16 protein-coding genes are annotated in these 18,542 nt (G+C 58.4%); 12 read left to right on the forward strand and 4 right to left on the reverse strand.

The features are described 5' to 3' along the window. Positions 1-16 precede the first annotated feature (16 nt). The 7 genes from IB213_RS02280 to IB213_RS02310 all read left to right on the forward strand — a co-directional run bounded on the left by IB213_RS02280 (position 17) and on the right by IB213_RS02310 (position 8,281). Positions 17-2,419, forward strand: coding sequence for a 3-hydroxyacyl-CoA dehydrogenase/enoyl-CoA hydratase family protein (locus IB213_RS02280; RefSeq protein ID WP_192405266.1), 2,403 nt, complete (start codon positions 17-19; stop codon positions 2,417-2,419). A 172-nt stretch (positions 2,420-2,591) separates the two neighbouring features. Next, positions 2,592-3,785 carry an acetyl-CoA C-acyltransferase gene (locus tag IB213_RS02285; RefSeq protein ID WP_192405267.1) on the forward strand — a complete coding sequence of 398 codons (1,194 nt, stop codon included), beginning with the start codon at positions 2,592-2,594 and terminating at the stop codon, positions 3,783-3,785. Positions 3,786-3,788: 3 nt separating this feature from the next. After that, positions 3,789-4,817, forward strand: coding sequence for a serine aminopeptidase domain-containing protein (locus IB213_RS02290; RefSeq protein ID WP_192405268.1), 1,029 nt, complete (start codon positions 3,789-3,791; stop codon positions 4,815-4,817). A gap of 1 nt (position 4,818) precedes the next feature. Continuing rightward, positions 4,819-5,679, forward strand: coding sequence for an acyl-CoA thioesterase II (locus IB213_RS02295; RefSeq protein WP_225560924.1), 861 nt, complete (start codon positions 4,819-4,821; stop codon positions 5,677-5,679). Between the two features lie 89 nt (positions 5,680-5,768). Continuing rightward, the gene (locus IB213_RS02300) at positions 5,769-6,560 is read left to right on the forward strand and encodes an enoyl-CoA hydratase (RefSeq protein WP_191722739.1); all 792 of its coding nucleotides are present in this window, start codon (positions 5,769-5,771) and stop codon (positions 6,558-6,560) included. Between the two features lie 467 nt (positions 6,561-7,027). Further along, entirely contained in the window at positions 7,028-7,516 is a 489-nt protein-coding gene (locus tag IB213_RS02305; protein WP_370551139.1) for a thioesterase family protein, read from the forward strand. A 171-nt stretch (positions 7,517-7,687) separates the two neighbouring features. Next, positions 7,688-8,281, forward strand: a complete 594-nt coding sequence (locus IB213_RS02310; RefSeq protein ID WP_192405269.1) for a polymer-forming cytoskeletal protein — start codon at positions 7,688-7,690, stop codon at positions 8,279-8,281. Between the two features lie 76 nt (positions 8,282-8,357). On the opposite strand, the gene IB213_RS02315 is transcribed toward IB213_RS02310, so the two are convergent. Next, the gene (locus IB213_RS02315; RefSeq protein ID WP_191722742.1) at positions 8,358-8,792 is read right to left on the reverse strand and encodes an acyl-CoA thioesterase; all 435 of its coding nucleotides are present in this window, start codon (positions 8,790-8,792) and stop codon (positions 8,358-8,360) included. Between the two features lie 42 nt (positions 8,793-8,834). On the opposite strand from IB213_RS02315, the gene IB213_RS02320 reads away from it, so the two are divergent. The 4 genes from IB213_RS02320 (at position 8,835) to IB213_RS02335 (ending at position 14,157) form a co-directional block, all read left to right on the forward strand. Beyond that, positions 8,835-10,649: an ABC transporter ATP-binding protein/permease gene (locus tag IB213_RS02320; protein ID WP_192405270.1), complete on the forward strand. Its 1,815-nt coding sequence runs from the start codon at positions 8,835-8,837 to the stop codon at positions 10,647-10,649. A gap of 39 nt (positions 10,650-10,688) precedes the next feature. Then, positions 10,689-11,630, forward strand: a complete 942-nt coding sequence (locus IB213_RS02325; protein WP_192405271.1) for a 2-hydroxyacid dehydrogenase — start codon at positions 10,689-10,691, stop codon at positions 11,628-11,630. A 147-nt stretch (positions 11,631-11,777) separates the two neighbouring features. Continuing rightward, positions 11,778-13,574, forward strand: coding sequence for a Na/Pi cotransporter family protein (locus tag IB213_RS02330; RefSeq protein ID WP_370551170.1), 1,797 nt, complete (start codon positions 11,778-11,780; stop codon positions 13,572-13,574). 211 nt (positions 13,575-13,785) lie between these two features. Then, positions 13,786-14,157, forward strand: a complete 372-nt coding sequence (locus tag IB213_RS02335; RefSeq protein WP_192405272.1) for a DUF1304 domain-containing protein — start codon at positions 13,786-13,788, stop codon at positions 14,155-14,157. A gap of 182 nt (positions 14,158-14,339) precedes the next feature. Here the strand turns inward: IB213_RS02335 and IB213_RS02340 are convergent, their stop codons facing one another. From IB213_RS02340 to IB213_RS02350, 3 genes are read right to left on the reverse strand one after another with little or no spacing between them, the layout of a single operon-like run. Then, on the reverse strand, positions 14,340-15,377 hold the full coding sequence (locus tag IB213_RS02340) for a DctP family TRAP transporter solute-binding subunit (RefSeq protein ID WP_192405273.1): 1,038 nt from the start codon (positions 15,375-15,377) through the stop codon (positions 14,340-14,342). 46 nt (positions 15,378-15,423) lie between these two features. Further along, the gene (locus IB213_RS02345) at positions 15,424-16,722 is read right to left on the reverse strand and encodes a TRAP transporter large permease (protein ID WP_191722747.1); all 1,299 of its coding nucleotides are present in this window, start codon (positions 16,720-16,722) and stop codon (positions 15,424-15,426) included. After that, positions 16,719-17,270, reverse strand: a complete 552-nt coding sequence (locus tag IB213_RS02350) for a TRAP transporter small permease (protein ID WP_192405274.1) — start codon at positions 17,268-17,270, stop codon at positions 16,719-16,721. Before IB213_RS02350 ends, IB213_RS02345 begins: the two co-directional genes overlap by 4 nt. A 248-nt stretch (positions 17,271-17,518) precedes the next feature. Between IB213_RS02350 and IB213_RS02355 the strand changes: the two genes are divergently transcribed. Beyond that, positions 17,519-18,469: a LysR substrate-binding domain-containing protein gene (locus IB213_RS02355; protein ID WP_191722749.1), complete on the forward strand. Its 951-nt coding sequence runs from the start codon at positions 17,519-17,521 to the stop codon at positions 18,467-18,469. Positions 18,470-18,542 lie beyond the last annotated feature (73 nt).

An 18,542-nucleotide genomic window follows, 5' to 3' on the forward strand; every position in this document is an offset into this window, starting at 1 on the left:
TCAATGGAACATTCTCATGTCCCGATTCAATGTGAAGAAAGTCGCCGTGCTGGGCGCTGGCGTGATGGGTGCGCAAATTGCTGCGCATCTGGTGAACGTCAAAGTGCCGGTCATTTTGTTTGACCTGCCAGCCAAGGAAGGCGCTAAAAGTGCCATCGCTGAAAAGGCGATTGCCAATCTGAAAAAGCTCAAGCCATCGCCCATCGGCGTGGCGGAAGACGCGGACTTGATCCAGCCCGCGAACTACGAGGAACACCTCAAGCTGCTCAAGGGCTGTGACCTCATCATTGAGGCGATTGCCGAGCGCATGGACTGGAAGCTGGACCTGTACACCAAGATCGCGCCGTTTGTTGCCAAGCACGCGCTGGTGGCATCGAACACTTCGGGTCTGTCCATTACCAAGCTGTCTGAAGCGCTGCCTGAAGCCATCAAGCCGCGTTTCTGTGGCATTCACTTCTTCAACCCGCCACGCTATATGCCGCTGGTGGAGCTGATCAACACGCCCACTACCAACCCCGAAGTGCTGGACCAACTGGAGGCTTTTGTCACCAGCGGCCTGGGCAAGGGGGTGGTGCGCGCTAAAGACACGCCCAACTTCATCGCCAACCGCATCGGCATTGCCGGCATGCTGACGACAATGAAGGAGGTCGAAAACTTTGGCCTGACGTTCGACGTGGTGGACGACTTGACTGGTAAAAAGCTCGGTCGTGCATCGTCGGGCACCTTCCGTACCGCAGATGTGGTGGGTCTGGACACCATGGCCCACGTCATCAAGACGCTGCAAGACACCTTGAGCGCCGAGACCGATCCCTTCTACGACAGCTTTGGCACACCGCCCGTGTTGAAGAAGTTGCTGGAGCTGGGCAATCTGGGGCAAAAGACCAAGGCTGGTTTCTACAAAAAAGTAGGCCGTGACATTTTGCAGTTTGAGCTGCACAGCGAGGACTACATTCCCGGCGGCCAAAAGGCCGATGAGGTGTATGCGCGCATGCTCAAAAAGCCTGCTGCCGAGCGACTGAAGCTGCTGCGCAATGCAGAAGGCGCGCCCGGCCAGTTCCTGTGGGCCATTTTGCGCAACAGCTTTCACTATGCTGCTGTGCACCTGGAGAGCATTGCCGATTCCGCCCGCGATGTGGACCAGGCCATGCGCTGGGGCTTTGGCATGAAGCAAGGCCCGTTCGAGCTGTGGCAAGAAGCAGGCTGGCTGGATGTGGCGAAGATGATTCAGGAAGACATCGACGCAGGCAAGGCTCTGTCCAAAGCACCTTTGCCCAAGTGGGTGTTTGAAGGCCCGGTGGCCGCCGCCGGTGGCGTGCACACGGGCGAAGGTTCCTGGAGCCCCGCGCTGGGCAAGTTTGTGGCCCGCCGCGTGCTGCCCGTATATGAACGCCAGCTGTTCCCTGAAAAACTGCTGGGTGAAACCAGCTTGCCCGACTGGAAGACAGCAGGCACGACGCTGTTCGAATCCAAAGCTCTGCGCACCTGGACGCTGGACGGTGAAATCTTGATTGCCAGCATCAAAAACAAGATGCATGCCATCAGCCCGGAAGTCATGGAAGGCCTGGTTGAAGCGGTGGATACCGCCGAGCAAGACTTTCAGGGCATGGTGATCTGGTCGGGCGATGCGCCGTTCAGCGTGGGTGCTGACCTGGAAGCCACCATGCCCGCCTTCCTGGTCGGTGGTGCTGATGCGATCGATAGCATCGAGTCAGAGCTGCAGGCCATGATGATGCGCATCCGTTATGCGCAAGTACCGGTGGTTGCGGCCATTCATGGCATGGCACTGGGAGGTGGCTGTGAGCTGGCCGTGTATTCGGCTCGCCGCGTGGCACACATGGAAAGCTATATCGGGTTGGTTGAGGTGGGCGTAGGCCTGGTGCCTGGTGCCGGTGGCCTGACCTATATTGCGCGCCGCGCTGCAGAGAACATGGCCAGCTCCACCAGCAAAGATGTGCTGCCTTTCCTGACAGAAGGCTTCACCGCTGCGGCCATGGCCAAGGTGGGTACCAGTGCGATCGAGTCGCGCAAGCTGGGCTTTTTGCTGGACAGCGACATCATCGTGCCGCACAAGGACGAAGTGCTGTTTGTGGCCATCAACGAAGCCAAGGCCATGGCCACGGGCGGCTGGCGCGCCCCCATCAAGCGCGCTTTCCCTGTGGCGGGGCGCAGTGGTATTGCCACCATCAAGGCGCAGTTGGTGAATATGCGTGATGGCGGCTTCATCAGCGCCTATGACTTCAAGATCGCAGCCATGATTGCGGAGGTGGTCTGCGGTGGCGAGGTGGACGCAGGTTCCCTGGTCACCGAGGAGTACCTGCTGGCCATGGAGCGCAAAGTTTTCTGTCACCTGATTGGTCAGCCCAAAACGCATGAACGCATTTTGGGCATGCTTAACACGGGCAAACCTGTTCGAAATTGAAGCACCCCACTGAGTCGCTGCGCGCCTTCCCCCTTCTCTCGCTTCGCGGGACGGGGGGCGCCAGCAACGCTGCGGGGTGGCCCTTGTGCGCTGACTGCTGGCATGCGCTGCGCACAGTGTGAGAAGCCCCGTAACAGCTTAAAGAGCGAAGAGACAACCAAGGAATTTGGTCATGAAACAAGTACAAGACGCGTACATCGTTGCCGCAACACGCACCCCTATTGGTCGTTCTGGCCGCGGTTACTTTAAAAATACCCGTCCCGATGATTTGCTGGTGGCCGCCATGAAGTCGGCCATGCTGCAAGTGCCGACGCTGGACCCGAAGGCAATCGAAGATGCCATCATCGGTTGCTCTTTCCCAGAGGGAGAGCAGGGCATGAACATGGCGCGTATCGCTGTGGGGCTGGCGTTTGATCACCCCATTGGCGGTATCACGGTGAACCGCTTTTGCGCATCGGGTGTGTCTGCCATTCAGATGGCCGCTGACCGCATTCGTGTGGGTGAGGCCGACGTGCTGATCGCTGGTGGTGCTGAATCCATGAGCATGGTGCCCATGGGCGGCAACAAGCCATCGTTCAACCCCGAGGTGTTTGCACGTGATGAAAACGTGGGCATTGCCTATGGCATGGGGCTGACCGCAGAGAAGGTGGCGCAGCAGTGGAAGATCAGCCGCGAGCAGCAAGATGCGTTTGCGCTGGAGTCGCACCTGCGCGCCGTCAAGGCGCAGCAGGCGGGTGAGTTCACCAACGAAATCACACCGTTTGACATCATCGATCGCATGCCCAATCTGGCCACTGGTGAAGTGATGACCAAGTCGCGCACTGTGAGCCTGGACGAAGGCCCGCGCCCAGACACCACGCTGGAAGCCTTGGGCAAACTGCGCCCGGTGTTTGCGGCACGCGGATCGGTCACAGCCGGTAATTCGTCACAAACCAGCGATGGCGCAGGTGCATTGATTTTGGCCAGCGAAAAAGCTGTCAAGCAGTTTGGGCTGACCCCGCTGGCGCGTTTTGTAAGCTTTGCCGCACGCGGTGTGCCGCCAGAGATCATGGGCATTGGACCCATTGAAGCCATTCCTGCTGCGCTGCGTTATGCCGGCATTAACCACCAGGACATTGACTGGTTTGAACTGAACGAAGCCTTTGCCGCTCAGTCGCTGGCGGTGATGAACACCTTGGGTCTTGACCCCGCCAAAGTAAACCCCATGGGAGGCGCGATTGCGCTGGGCCACCCATTGGGTGCCACAGGTGCCATTCGTGCCGCTACGGTGGTGCACGCCCTGCGCCGCCACAACCTCAAATACGGCATGGTCACCATGTGCGTAGGCACAGGTCAGGGCGCTGCTGGTATTTTCGAACGGGTTTAAGCCATGCAAGACGCTACAGCGGGCCAAGGGGTAAAGGTGCGCTGGCAAGCGTCAACATTAGAGGTTGCAGGCACTGCCGCAGGGCCACTGGCTCTGCGGCAGTGCCTGCCTGTAGATATCCGGGTGCGGGGTCAGGTGGTGGTGGCCGCAGCCATTGGCGTACCGCAGCGGTTTTACACCGCTTTTTCTCAGTGGCTGGCGGCCCATGGCTATGCCGTCACTACGTTTGATTACCGGGGGCATGCCGAGTCTTTGCATGGCCCTTTGCGCCAGGCCAAAGTCAATCTTATGGATTGGGCTGCGGACTGCGCGGCCGTCGCAACGCATTTGCGCATCCAGTCGCCCAGCGTGCCTTTGTACTGGATTGGGCACAGCGTAGGGGCACAGCTGCCCGGCATGAATGCACCCCCCCTGCCCATTGATGGTTTGCTCTGTATTGCCAGTGGCAGCGGTTACTGGCGTGATAACGCACCACCCACGCGGCGCAAAGTCTTGCTGTGGTGGTGGGGGATTGCGCCGTTGATCACCAGTGTGTGCGGCTGTATGCCCGGCAAGAAATGGGGCCTGGTGGGCGATTTGCCCGCTGGCGTAATCTGGCAATGGCGCAAGTGGTGCATGCACCCCAATTACGGAATCGGGGTAGAAGGCGAGCCCTTGCGCAAGGTCTACGCAGCAGCGCGTTACCCCTTGCATGCATTTTCGATGGAGGATGACGAAATGATGTCGTGGCGCTCCACCGCTTCGCTGGTCAGCTGGTACCGCAATTGTCCGCAAAGTATTGAGCGCTTGCGCATGCTGGACACCCCGCAGCGGCGCATTGGTCATTTTGGATTTTTCCGTGCAGAGATGGAGCGCTCGCTGTGGCCCCGCGCCTTGTCGGTGCTGGAGCGCTGGCTGGATGGCACTACACAGATGACACCTAAGGGTCAGCCACCTGCGGGCCATGGCACTACATTCTCTAAGATAGAACGTAGCGCCTTGGCAGCCTCCAAGCAGCCAGGGCAAGGTGAGCTTTTCTCGGAGATTTCATGATATGAGCGCCCCGCAAGACTCCCACAAGGACATGACCGTCACGGATATACATCCTCTGGATGCTGCTTTGCGCATGACGCCCCAGCACGATGGCAGTGTGCACACCCAGGCACCTGCAGCCTACTGGAACATGGTAGGGCCGTACGGCGGCATCACCGCAGCGCAGATGCTGCAAGCGGTACTGCGCCACCCCCAGGTACTGGGCGATCCGTTATCCATCACCGTCAATTTCGCGGGGCCTGTTGAGGCGGGGGATGTGCGCATCGAAGCCACTCCTGTGCGAACCAATCGCTCAACCCAGCACTGGACGGTGCTGATGGGGCAACGCAATGCGCAAGGCGAGCTGGTGGCGTCCACCACGGCAACGGTGATTACCGCCGTGCGCCGAGAGACATTCAGCCTTGATGACATTGCGCATCCGGCCATGCCTGATCCACAAAGCTGCGAGCGCTTTGACACGCGCGGCGCCATGGAATGGCTGCAGCGTTACGACATGCGCGTGGTGCAGGGCGCAATCCCTAAAACCTGGGATGACAGCGGGCACGAAAGCATTTCCCAGCTGTGGGTGCGCGATGAGCCTGCGCGCGCGCTGGACTTTCCCGCACTGACCGCCTTGTCAGATGTGTTTTTCCCCCGTGTCTGGCTGCGCCGTGCCCGCCGGGTTCCTGCGGGCACCGTCGGGATGACCGTATATTTCCATGCCAGCAGTGAGCAGCTGACCAAGCAGGGCGACAAGCACCTGCTGGCCCAGGCCAGCGCGCAGGCCTTTCGCAATGGTTACTTTGACCAGACGGCTCAGCTGTGGGACAGCGAAGGCAGCTTGCTGGCAACCAGCCATCAAATCGTTTATTACAAAGAGTAAGGTGCCGCGGTTGCACGCCCAAGACGTGGTGTATTGACCTCGTCTCGGCGCAGCACGGCCTTTGTGTTGAATTTTTTGCAGGAAAACCCATGACAGATACCGCTACCCAAGACATCCTGGTACACACCGAAGCCGGTGTGCGCACCGTCACACTCAATCGTGTCGATAAGAAAAACTCCATCACCCAGGCCATGTATGGCGCAATGGCAGCCGCGTTGACCAGCGCTGCCACCGATGACGCTGTGCGCGTGGTGGTGCTGCAAGGCGATGCCACCGTGTTCAGCGCAGGCAATGACATTGGTGACTTTTTGTCGCGCCAAGGCGCTGGCGATGGCCTGCCCCAGCAAAGCCCGGTGTTTCAGTTCTTGCATGCACTGGCTGATTTTCCCAAGCCACTGATTGCCGCCGTTGCCGGCCCGGCAGTGGGCATTGGCACCACCATGCTGCTGCATTGCGACCTGGTTTATGCCGGTGACAACGCGGCTTTCTCTGTGCCTTTCGTAAATCTGGGGCTGTGTCCTGAAGCCGCATCCAGCCTGCTGCTGCCCCGCTTGATGGGCTACCAGCGTGCCGCAGAAGCCCTGTTGCTGGGCGAGCCTTTCATGGCCGAAGCCGCGCTGGAAGTAGGTCTGGTCAACCGCGTAGTGCCACCCACTGAAGTCAATGGCGTGGCCCAGGCACAGGCGGCCAAGCTGGCGGCCAAACCCTTGTCAGCCCTGGTGGAAACCAAGCGACTGATGAAGGGCGGCCAGCGCGATGCCATCAAGGCGCAAATGGCCGAAGAAGGCCAAAGTTTTGGTCGCATGCTGACCCAGCCCGCTGCCCGCGAAGCATTCACCGCTTTTATGGAAAAACGCAAGCCTGACTTCCGCAACTGCTGAAGTCAGAAGGCAGGCGCAGCCTGCCGCACTGCAAAGTGGGCGAGCGTTTTCGTTAGAAGAGAAAACCTGATTTCAGCAAGTGCTGAAATCTAGGCCGATCTTGTATCGGTCATAGAGCGAAGTGAAGGTGTGGTCTTCCACTAAAAACGCAAGCCTGACTTGCGCAACTGCTGAAGTCAGAAGGCAGGCGCAGCCTGCCGCACTGCAAAGTGGGCAGGAGCTTGCGTGCAACGAGGCTGGCTGACTGCAGCAGTCGCAGCTGACGTTGCGCGTGTGTCGAACGCTGTGTGGTGCGAAGGTTCTGCATAGAACCGCAGCTGCAGACGCAATCCTTTGGATGTGTGGGTTGCTCGCGGAGTTTCATAAATAATAGCTGTTAGCGCTTATGTACATTGATTTTCAGATAGAAAACTATCTGAAACTATTGAATTTAAAGCGAAGGTAGCTCTCTTTTTGTCTGAATGTCTATGCCATCTACCAAAACCGATGCGGCAGTGCTGCAATTTGAGCCTGAGTTCATGGCCGTGCTCCAGCATTTGACGGAAGAGTTTGTGAGCTTCAACAAAGTGCTGGGCCTCAAGCTGCAGAGCGCCAATGCCACCACGGTAACGGCCCGCATGGAGATGCAGCCGCACCTGGTAGGGCACGCCACGTACAACCGCATTCATGGCGGTGCTATCAGTGCGGCGCTGGATGCCATGGCCGGGGTGGCGGTGATGGCCGCCATTGGCGCCAAACACATGGACGAGCCCGTGATGAAGCGCACCGAGCGGTTTGCCAGACTGGGCACCATTGACTTGCGCGTGGACTACATGCGCCCGGGCATTGGAGAGCGCTTTTTGGTGCGAGCCGAAGTGCTGCGGCTGGGCTCGCGCGTGGCAACCACACGCATGGATTTTTTGAGTGAAGAGGGCGAGATGCTGGCAGTGGGCATGGCCGCTTACATCACGTCTTGAGGGCAAGCATCTGCCACTTGGGTGGCGCTGAGTACCTGTACGTCTTGTATGTGCAGGCAACACGCGTAAGCAGACGCCACAGCCGTAGTCTTTGCTTACGCTTGTTGCGAAACGAGGGAAAAAGTATCCGCAGACCATTCCTAAGCTCAAGACTTTCTATCAGGAGCAAGCATGGCCGTGAACAGTCCCTTTTTTACCAAGCGTGAACCACAGACATTTTCCACCCGCACCACGACTACGCCCGGCGGCCTGAGCGCAACCAGCAGTACCTTGCAATCAACCCCTGCAGCATCCAGCAGCAGTGACGCAGTGGGTACCCGCCCGGTGGATACCAGCAGCCATGTGCCAGAGCAGCAGGCGGCAACCACAGAACATGGCGGCAGCAAGCTGACCGTAGGGCCCAATATCAAGCTCAAGGGCGTCGAGATCACGGATTGCGATACCTTGGTGGTGGAAGGCACAGTGGAAGCCACCATGGACTCGCGCGTGATTCAGATTACGCAGCAAGGCGCTTTTCATGGTTCGGCAGAGATCGATATTGCCGAGATCCATGGTGAGTTCACAGGCTCGCTCACGGTGCGTCAGAAGCTGGTCATTCACAGCACAGGCAAGGTCAGCGGCAAAATCCGTTACGGAAAAATTGTGATTGAAGAAGGCGGCCAGCTTTCCGGTGAAATTGAGGTGGGTGTGCACAACCGTGCGGAAAAACCAGGCAGCAGCGCGCTCAAGCCGGTTGGAACACAAACGGTGGCTGCAGCAGCCTGATTTCAGCGGTGCGGCCATAAAAAAAGCCTGAGTGCAGAACGCGCTCAGGCTTTTTTATTGAAGGGCCAAGACGGCATCAGGCCGGGGTGCGCTCTTCTGCGGGCAGGTTCAAGGGGCGCGATTGGCCCTGCGCATCAATGGCCACATAGGTCAGGACGGCCTCGGTCACTTTGACGAACTCGCCCTGGTGTGTCATGCGCTCGGCAAACACCTCGACATCTACCGTGACGGAGGTGCGCCCCACGCGTGTCACGCAGGAGTAAAACGACAGCACATCGCCCACGCGCACGGGTTGCTTGAAGATAAATTCCTTCACAGCCACGGTGGCCATGCGGTTACCACCTGCCAGCCGCATGGCCAGCACACAACCTGCCAAGTCCACCTGCGACATCACCCAGCCACCAAAGATGTCACCGTTGGCGTTGCAGTCTCCAGGCATAGGCACAACCTTGAGCACCAACTCTTTGTCGGTGGGCAGGGCAACGCTGGGCAGTACGGGTGAACGGGGCATGGGTGACAATCTGAGTACAAAAACAGCTCGGAATTGTCCCCCATGCGACGTAGCGGCGAAATAGCTTCTCCACAACCCTCAGCTTCCAACGTGGCTAATGCCGCTGAGTGGTCGGCCTTGCGCCGACTTATGCCTTATTTGTGGGAGTACAAATGGCGTGTGCTTGCCGCACTGCTTTTCATGGTGGGTGCCAAGGTCGCCAATGTGGGAGTGCCGCTGCTGCTCAAGCAACTGGTAGATGCACTCAACGTTAAAGCCACTGACCCCGCTGCCCTGCTGGTGGTGCCGGTGGGGCTGCTGCTGGCGTATGGTGTTTTGCGGTTTTCTACTTCCATGTTTTCGGAGCTGCGTGACCTGGTCTTTTCCAAAGCCACGCAAGGGGCCACACGCTCGATTGCGCTGGAGACCTTTCGCCACCTGCATGCCTTGAGCCTGCGCTTTCACCTGGAGCGTCAGACCGGCGGCATGACACGCGATATTGAGCGTGGCGTGCGCAGCACCGAATCACTGGTGTCGTATTCGCTCTACAGCATCTTGCCCACGCTGATTGAAATGGCCTTGGTGCTGGGCATTTTGGCGTTCACCTTTGATGTGGGCTTTGCAGCGATTACGGCCGTGGCGCTGGTGTGCTACATCACGTTCACCGTGAAAGTGACGGAATGGCGCACGCAGTACCGCCGTGAGGCGAATGCACAGGACTCCGCTGCGCACACCAAGGCCGTCGATGCATTGCTGAACTACGAAACGGTCAAATACTTCAACAACGAAGATTTTGAGGCCCGTCGTTACGACGAGAACCTGCAGGCACTGCGCACGGTGCGTTTGAAAAGCCAGCGCACGCTCAGTTTGCTCAATGGCGGGCAGCAGCTGATCATTGCCACCGCTTTGGTGGCAATGCTGTGGCGCGCCACGCAAGGGGTGGTGGCCGGCGAGCTGACGCTGGGTGACTTTGTCATGGTGAACGCCTTCATGATTCAGCTGTACATTCCGCTGAATTTCCTGGGCACCCTGTACCGCGAGATCAAGCAGAGCATGGCGGATCTGTCGCGCATGTTCTCGCTGATGGATAAAGAGCGCGAAGTGGCCGATGCCCCTGGCGCGCAGCCGCTGCAGTTACATGGTCAGCCAGATGTGTGTTTTGACAACGTGTATTTCGCGTATGAGCCTGCACGTGCGATTTTGAGAGGACTGAGTTTTCGTATCCCGGCGGGCAAGACTGTGGCCGTGGTTGGCGCTTCGGGAGCGGGCAAGAGTACGCTGGCCCGTCTGCTGTACCGGTTTTATGACGTGCAGGGCGGTCACATCAGCATTGCCGGGCAGGACATCCGGCAGGTAACGCAAGACAGCGTGCGCAAAGCAATTGGCATCGTGCCGCAAGACACGGTGCTGTTCAATGACACCGTGGCCTACAACATTGCCTATGGGCGTGCAGGTGCAACGCAGGCCCAGGTGGAGGCTGCCGCCAAAGCAGCGCGCATTCACGATTTCATCATGTCCACGCCGCAAGGCTATGCCACCAAGGTGGGTGAGCGGGGGCTGAAGCTGTCAGGTGGCGAAAAGCAGCGTGTGGCCATTGCGCGCACGTTGCTCAAGAACCCTCCGATTATGATTTTTGATGAGGCCACCTCGGCACTCGACAGTGAAACCGAGCGCGCCATTCAGCAGGAGCTGGCCAGCGCAGCAGCGGGCAAAACGACACTGGTGATTGCGCACCGCTTGTCTACGGTGGTCGATGCCCATGAGATTTTGGTGATGGACGCAGGCCAGATCATTGAGCGAGGCACGCATGCGGCATTGCTGGGCCAAGGTGGGCGGTATGCCGAAATGTGGGCCCTGCAGCAAAGCTCTGACGCTTAATAATTTCCCCCACTTTTATAGTTTGTGAGATGCATTGCCATGTCTGCCTCTAAGCCGGTTTTATTGATCCTGAATGTTTTGTCTGAGTCGCACCGTGCCCAGCTTGCTGCGTCCTATGAGGTGATTTATGCGCCCGATTCGCAGCAAGCAGCGCAGGCTATTGCGCAAGACGGTGGGCGCATTCATGTGGTGCTGACGATTGGTGCAATTGGCTTGAGTGCTGCACAAATGGATGCCATGCCTCAGCTGCGCATGGTGGGGGCGCTGGGTGCTGGCTATGAAAATATTGACCTCGCCCATGCCCAGTCGCGCGGCATTGCAGTCAGCAATGGTGCGGGCACCAATGACAGCTGCGTGGCAGACCATGCATTTGGCCTGGTGATTGCCGCTGTGCGCGGCATCGTGCATCTGGACAAGCTCACGCGGCAAGGTACGTGGCGCAACGACATTCCTTTGCCCCCCAACGTCTCGGGCAAACGCCTGGGCATTCTGGGCATGGGGACCATTGGCCAGAAAATTGCCCGCCGTGCGCAGGCGTTTGATATGCCCATTGGCTATCACAACCGCAAGCCCAAAGACGGTGTGGGCTACAGCTACTTTGCCAGCGTGCTGGAGCTGGCGCAGTGGGCAGATGTGCTGGTGGTGGCCACGCCAGGGGGCGCAGCCACCAAGCATCTGGTCAACGCACAGGTGCTGCAGGCTTTGGGCCCTCAGGGCTATGTGGTGAACATTGCGCGTGGTTCTGTGATTGACACAGCCGCGCTGGCACAGGCATTGCGCACCGGCAAGCTCGCTGGTGCCGGGCTGGATGTGTACGAAAGTGAGCCCCTGCCGCCAGCACAACTGCTGGAGCTGGAGAACGTGGTGCTGACGCCACACGTGGCAGGCTGGTCGCCCGAGGCTGTGCAGGCCACTGTGGATTTGTTTTTGAACAATGCACAGCGACATTTCTCCGGACAACCCCTGGTGACGCCGGTATAGCAAAAACAGTCGTCATACACTGCAAGCCTGTGCGCCACGCCACACGCGGGAGAGGCGCGGCCTGGGTGCAAGACTCAGGCCTTTAAAACCAATAATTTGCAGAGGTGTGGCGTGATCAGTCCCGTCTATTCGAAACATTCTTTGATCGTGCTGGCTTTTGCGGCCCTGGCATGGTCGTTCTGGTACAGCTCCGGCTGGCTGGTGCTGTGTGCAGGCCTGGCCCTGTTTTTGTTCGGTATGCAGAACCTGGAGCAAGGCCTGAAAAGTTTGGCAGGCAGCAAGCTGGAAGGCTGGCTGTCCACCAGCACTGCTACGCCGTTCAAAGGCTTGCTGTTTGGTACAGCGGCTACCTTTGTGCTGCAGTCCAGCACCCTGGTTTCGCTGCTGACGATTGCTTTTCTCAGTACGGGGCTGATCAGCCTGGCGGGCAGTATTTCAGTGCTCTTTGGTGCCAACCTGGGGGCTACCAGCGGCATCTGGCTGCTGGCCATGGCAGGACAAAACCTGAGCATGGCACCGCTGGCCATGCCGCTGCTGGTGTTTGGTGTCTTGCTGGGTTTTGCAGGCGATAAAGGCAAGGCAATAGGCCGCTTTTTGCTTGGTATCTCGCTGATCTTTCTGGGGATCGATGAGATCAAGGAGGGCTTTTCCAGCTTTGGTGATTTGCAACTGGACCGCTACAGCGCAGAAGGCATCAAGGGGGCGCTGCTGTTTATCGGTATCGGTACCTTGATTACCGTGGTGCTGCAGTCCAGCCATGCCACTTTGATGCTGACTTTGGCTGCATTGGCCAACCAGCAGCTGGAGCTGTCACAGGCGCTGGCCATTGCGATTGGCTCTAACGTAGGCTCGGCCGTCTCGACCGGGGTGATGGGCATGATCGGCAGTGCGCGCAGCGGGCAACGGCTGGCAGTGGCGCACGTGGTGTTCAACTGCACCACGGCGGTGATTGCCTTTTTCCTGCTCTCTCCCATGACGTGGCTGGTCTTGCAAGCAACGGGCTGGATGGGCATGGGCGAGAACAAGCTCATTCAGCTGGCCATGTTCCATACTCTGTTTAACGTCATGGGCGTGCTGTTTTTCTGGCCCTTGCAGAGCCAGCTGGCACGGGCTTTGTTGCGCTGGATGCCTGACCCGCAAGAGCCCGCAGTCTTGATCGCCACGCACACCGAGCAAGTCACGCAGATCACACGCGCGCGCTACCTGCAGCCTGCATCGTTGCAAACCGTAGAGAGCGCATGCAGCGCAGTGTCCAAAGAGCTGCAGCACATGGGGCGCTTGGGGCTGGAGGTGGTGGCACATGCCTTGTATGCCCCAGCCAATATGCGTGATGAGCTGGTGCGAGAGGATGCGGATTTGCGCAGCCGCCTGCAGCAGCAAGCCATCAATGCCGATGTACTTTATAAAACGCACATCAAAGGGGTGTACGCCGACTTGCTGGAGTTCATGGGCAGCATGGTTCAGCCTCTGGATGGGGCGCAGCAAGACTTCTGGCACAACAGCCAGGTTGCAGCTTTTCAGCTGGTTGAGGCGGTGAAAGATGCACACAGGCTGCAGCGCAACATGCACAAATACTTGCAAGGCCCGGATGACTCTGCTGCACGTAGCAGCTATCTGGAGTTGCGCATGCACATGCTGCAGACACTCAAGGATATGCACGTACTGAGCGTATCGGACACCCCGGAAGCCGAATGGACACTTCAGTTGCAGGCCCTGGATGAGCGCATTGCAGCTTTTGATACGCAGTTTCGCAAACATTTGTTCGCATCCATTCGTGGAGGCTTGCTGGACAGCTTCACCGCCAGTTCACTCATGAATGATCTGGGCTTTGCACAGAACATCATTCAGGGGCTGCGCCATGTGCTGCTCTTGGGTGAAGGGCATGAAGCCGCACGCCAGCTGCAGTTGCTGATGGGCGATGATCCGTTGATTCAAGCGGCATGAGCAGATAAGAAAAACTCGCTCCGCCCTGTGTACTGGCTGTTTCCGTTCAATGCACGGCGGGCGCTTGCGTGACAAGTGCTACTGGTAATCTTTTGTGTGTAAATGCATGCTCAAGACTTCAGGTTGCCTGCCTTCAATGGCTCCATGCATGTGTCTTTGATGCCATGCGTGAACCATGGCAAGGGGCTTTTCATCTCAACTGGAGACGTATATGCAGGTGTTTGCCAATATTGTTGTTGCTGCCGTTGCCTTGCTGCACATCTACATTCTGGTGCTGGAAATGTTTCTGTGGACCCAGCCACAAGGGCGACGAGCCTTTGGCATGACGCAGGAGTTTGCACAGCAGACGAAAGTGCTTGCGGCCAACCAAGGCCTCTACAACGGGTTTCTGGCCGCAGGTCTTATGACAGGCTTGCTGCTGGGGGATCAGGGGCAGCTGTTCAAAATCTTCTTTCTCTTCTGCATCATGGTGGCGGGGGCCTATGGTGCATTGACCGCATCGAAAAAGATTTTCTTTATCCAGACGGTCCCGGCAGCGCTAGCCCTTGGCGCGGTATTAATGGCTCGTCAGGCGGGCAGCTGATGTTCAGAAAATATTCCGGTTGCTGCAGCGCAAAGCGCATCTGCCACTGCTTTTTGCGAGCATGTGTCACAGGCACAGTGCGCTGACGGTCAACGTGAAATGAAAAGCGCCCTTGACCAAGCAATTGGGCAAGGGCGCTTTTTTACGTTGGCATGCGCGTGTGGGTGTGCCGCCTCTGTGAATTACTTCTTGCGCTCGGCAATCGCCTTTTCAGCCATGTCGACCAGGTTGGTGCCAATCTGTGGTTTCCACTTGGTGTACACGCTGCGGGTGGCATCGGCGAACACTTTGCGCTGTGCAGCGTTCAGGTCAGTCACGGTCACGCCCTGTGCGGTGATTTCTTTGACCAGCGGCTTGTCGGCTTCACTCATGCCCTTGCGGGATATGGCGATCTGCTCTTTGGCGGCATCCAGTGCGGCCTGTTTGACGATGGCGCGGTCTGCGGGGGTCCAGCTGTTCCATACGTCTTTGTTCACGACATAGATCAGCGGGTCATTCATGTAGCCCCACAGCGTCATGTACTTTTGGCCCACGGTGCTCAGCTTGGCAGCCATGTACACCGACACAGGATTTTCCTGGCCGTCGACCGCACCGCTGGCCATGGCGGGCTGTGCGTCGGCCCAGCTCATTTGGGTGGGGTTGGCGCCCAGTGCCGTGAAGGTGTCAAGGAACAGGGGAGAGCCCACCACGCGGATCTTCAGGCCCTTCAAGTCTTCAGGCTTGCTGATGACGTGTTTGGAGTTGGAAATTTCACGGTAACCGTTTTCGCCCCAAGCCAAAGGCAGCACGCCTGCTTTGTCGATGGTCTTGAAAATTTCTTGGCCTACCTGGCCTTGCACCACGGCATCGACCGCAGCGTAGTCCGGGAACAGGAAGGGCAGCGAAAACAGATTCAGTGCTTTGACCTGGGGCGACCAGTTGATGGTAGAGCCTACGGCCATGTCGATCACGCCCTGGCGAATGGCGCTGAACTCGCGCGTCTGATCGCCCTGTACCAGCGAAGTGCCGGGGTACAGCTTGATGTTGATACGTCCTTCGGTGCGCTCGCGTACTTTATTGGCCCAGATTTCTGCGCCCTTGCCCCAGGGAAAAGCGGTGCCCAGTACGACGGACAGGCGGTATTCCTCTTTGTACTTGGCTTGGGCGTGGGCTACGGGCAGGCCTATGCTCAGCAAGGTGGCCGCAGCGGCGGTGGCGCTCAAGAAGGTGCGAAGTTTCATGGTGTGTCTCCTCTTTGGGTTTAAGTTGTCAAGCACTCGGGGGAAATCAGTAGCCCAGCTTGGCAGGCAGCCACAGGGCCAGTTGCGGAAAGGCAATGACCAGCAGCATGACGCCGAACATGGCAATCAGCATGGGTATCACCCAACGGATGGTGCTTTCCATGCGCACGTTGGCGATTCGGCAAGACACCATCAGGTTCACGGCCAGCGGGGGGGTGAACTGGCCCAGTGCCACCTTCAATGTCAGGATCACGCCAAACCACACGGGGTCCCAGTTGTAGTGGTTCATGATGGGCAGCAGCAGCGGCACAAAGATCAGGAAGATGGAGATGCCGTCCAGAAACATGCCCACGGTGATCAGCAGCAAGATCAGCAGCATCAGCACGCCATACTCACCCAGGCCAGAGTTGACGATGGCCTTGGCCACTGGGTCAATCACCCCCAGCGTGGACAGCGAGAAGGCAAAAATTCCCGCCAGCGCCACCACCAGCATGATGACGGCCGACAGCTCGCCAGCCTCACGCAGAATGGGAAACAGATCGCGCACGCCAATCGTGCGGTGAATCACCATGCCAACAAACAGTCCGTAGAACACAGCGACTACCGCCGCCTCGGTAGGGGTGAACCAGCCCGCGCGCATGCCACCCAAAATCAAGATCGGGGCAGCCAGACCCCAGATGGCTTGTTTGAAGCTTTTCCATAACTCAGGACGGGGCAGGGCGGCTTCCAGATGGCCCATCTTGTGTTTGCGCGCCATCCATACGGCTGGAACAATCAAGGCAATGCCCGCCAAGATGCCGGGAATCATGCCTGCGGCAAACAGTGCAGGCACCGAGGCCCCGGGCACCAGCACCGAGTAAATGATGAAAGCCACAGAGGGTGGAATCAGAATGTCGGTGGCAGCAGCAGCCCCCACCACGCTGGCGGAGAAGCTGCCGGGGTAGCCGGCACGGTACATGGCTGCAATCATCACGCCGCCGACGGCGGCAGCGTTGGCGGGGCCGGAGCCTGAAATACCCCCCAGAAACATGGCCACCACAATGGCGACCAGTGGCAGCATGCCGGGGCCGCGCCCCACGATGGCGATGGCAAAGTTCACCAGCCGTGCGGCCACGCCAGAGCGGTCAAAGATGGAGCCCACCAGCACAAACATGGGAATGGCCAGCAGTGGGTATTTGCCCAGACCGGCATACAAATTCTGTGGCACTGCCAGCAGGCCGAACCATTGCGCATCCATATTGGCCAGCGCAATGCATGCAGCACCCGCCAGGCCCAGGGCTGCGCCAATTGGCACGCCCAGAAACATCAGAACCAGAAAGGCGACAAAGAGCAGCGTGGCGATCATGCTTGCTCCTTGTCGCTGGCGTCGATGGTCTCGCCTTCAAATGCGCCGGGCTTGGTTTGCCGCATGAACAGACCCACGGCGCGCGCGGTGATGGCCAGTGAGCAAATGGGCAGCCAGATGGAATACCACCACTGCGGCACACCAATACCGGGGGAGGTCTCTTCATAGCGCCAGTCGTCCCACACCATGCGCGCGCTCAAAACGGCAATCAGCATGAACAGAAGCGCTACGGATGTAGACCCCAAAAGGGCGAGTGCCTTTTTTCGTGCAGAACTGCCACGGCTGGTCAGAAATTCAATGCGGATGTGCTGATCGCGCGCTACGGCGGCGCTGCCTGCCACCATGGCCAGCAAGATCATGAGGAAGATGGAGAACTCCTCCGTCCATGCAAAAGATGCATCGGTGAAGTAGCGCACCAGTACATTGCCAAAGGTGATCAAGGCCAGCAAGGCCATGATGATGACGGTGAGCCAATCTTCAATGCGCAGGGAACGCGGCTCTTGAGAGCCTTCGGCCTTGGAGGCCGGGCTGGGTGTAGGTTCGGGCATGTCGCGGAATCGGAAACAAAAGCTAAGCAAGTGATCAGGCGTGCAGGCGTGTGAAGCGCCAACTGCTTGGGGGTCACCCAACGCCCAATGTCGATTCCGGTGTGGTCGGTGTTGTGCACGCCAGCCGGATGTTGAGAGCTAGCACGGATGTGTGCCAGAACCCACCAAACATTATTGAAGCATTTGCTTGCGCTGACTATGCGGAACATCCCAAGGTGTCAGGCTGCGGCAAGGCGATAATCTGCAGTATGGAAACAAAATGGCTTGAAGACTTTGTCAGTCTGGCTGAAACGCGCAGCTTCAGCCGCTCCGCTCAACTGCGCCATGTCACCCAGCCCGCTTTTTCGCGCCGTATTCAGGCGCTGGAAGCATGGGCGGGTACCGATCTGGTCGATCGCAGCTCTTACCCCACCCGGCTGACGTCGGCGGGCAAGACCATGTACGACCAGGCGCTGGAGATGCTGCAGTCGCTGCAAAGCACACGTTCGATGTTGCGCGCCCACTCAAGCAGCGACAAGGGCATGGTGGGTTTTGCCGTGCCCCACACGCTGGCTTTTACGTTCTTTCCCGCATGGGTATCTCAGGTGCAGGAGCAGTTTGGCTCTTTCAAAAGCCGCTTGATTGCATTGAACGTGCATGACGCCGTCATGCGCCTGGTGGAGGGCGGATGTGATTTGCTGATCGCCTATCACCACAGTTCACAGCCTTTCCAGCTGGACACCTCGCGCTATGAAATGGTGCGTTTGGGTGAAGAGCTGCTAGCGCCTTATGCCAAGCCCGATGCGAAAGGCAAGCCCATGTTCATGCTGCCGGGATCGGCGGGTGCCACCTTGCCTTTCTTGGCGTATGGCCCTGGAGCCTATTTGGGGCGCTTGACGGAACTGCTGCTCAAAGAGGCGGACATGCCCGTCCATCTGGAGCGTGTGTATGAAACCGATATGGCTGAAGGGCTCAAGGCGATGGCTATTGAAGGTCATGGCATCGCGTTCTTGCCATACAGCGCGGTACGCAATGAGCTGGCGTCTGGGCGCTTGGTGAGTGCATTGCCCGAAGGCACCACCAAGTTCCAGCTGCCAATGGATGTGTTGGCTTACCGGGAGAAGCCCACTGGCAAGGACAGCCAGAAAACGGTGGTGCAGGCTTTGTGGAGTTTCTTGCAGCAGCAAGCGGTGGGCCAAGACAAATCCAAAGCCGATTAACTGGCATAGAGATTGCATAAGAGTTGGGGTAATCCTCCTCTTGTCAAGCGACTTTCCTGAGGTAGGGGAAGTC

The organism is Comamonas sp. CMM02, from assembly GCF_014851485.1.
Lineage (GTDB): Bacteria > Pseudomonadota > Gammaproteobacteria > Burkholderiales > Burkholderiaceae_C > Comamonas > Comamonas avium.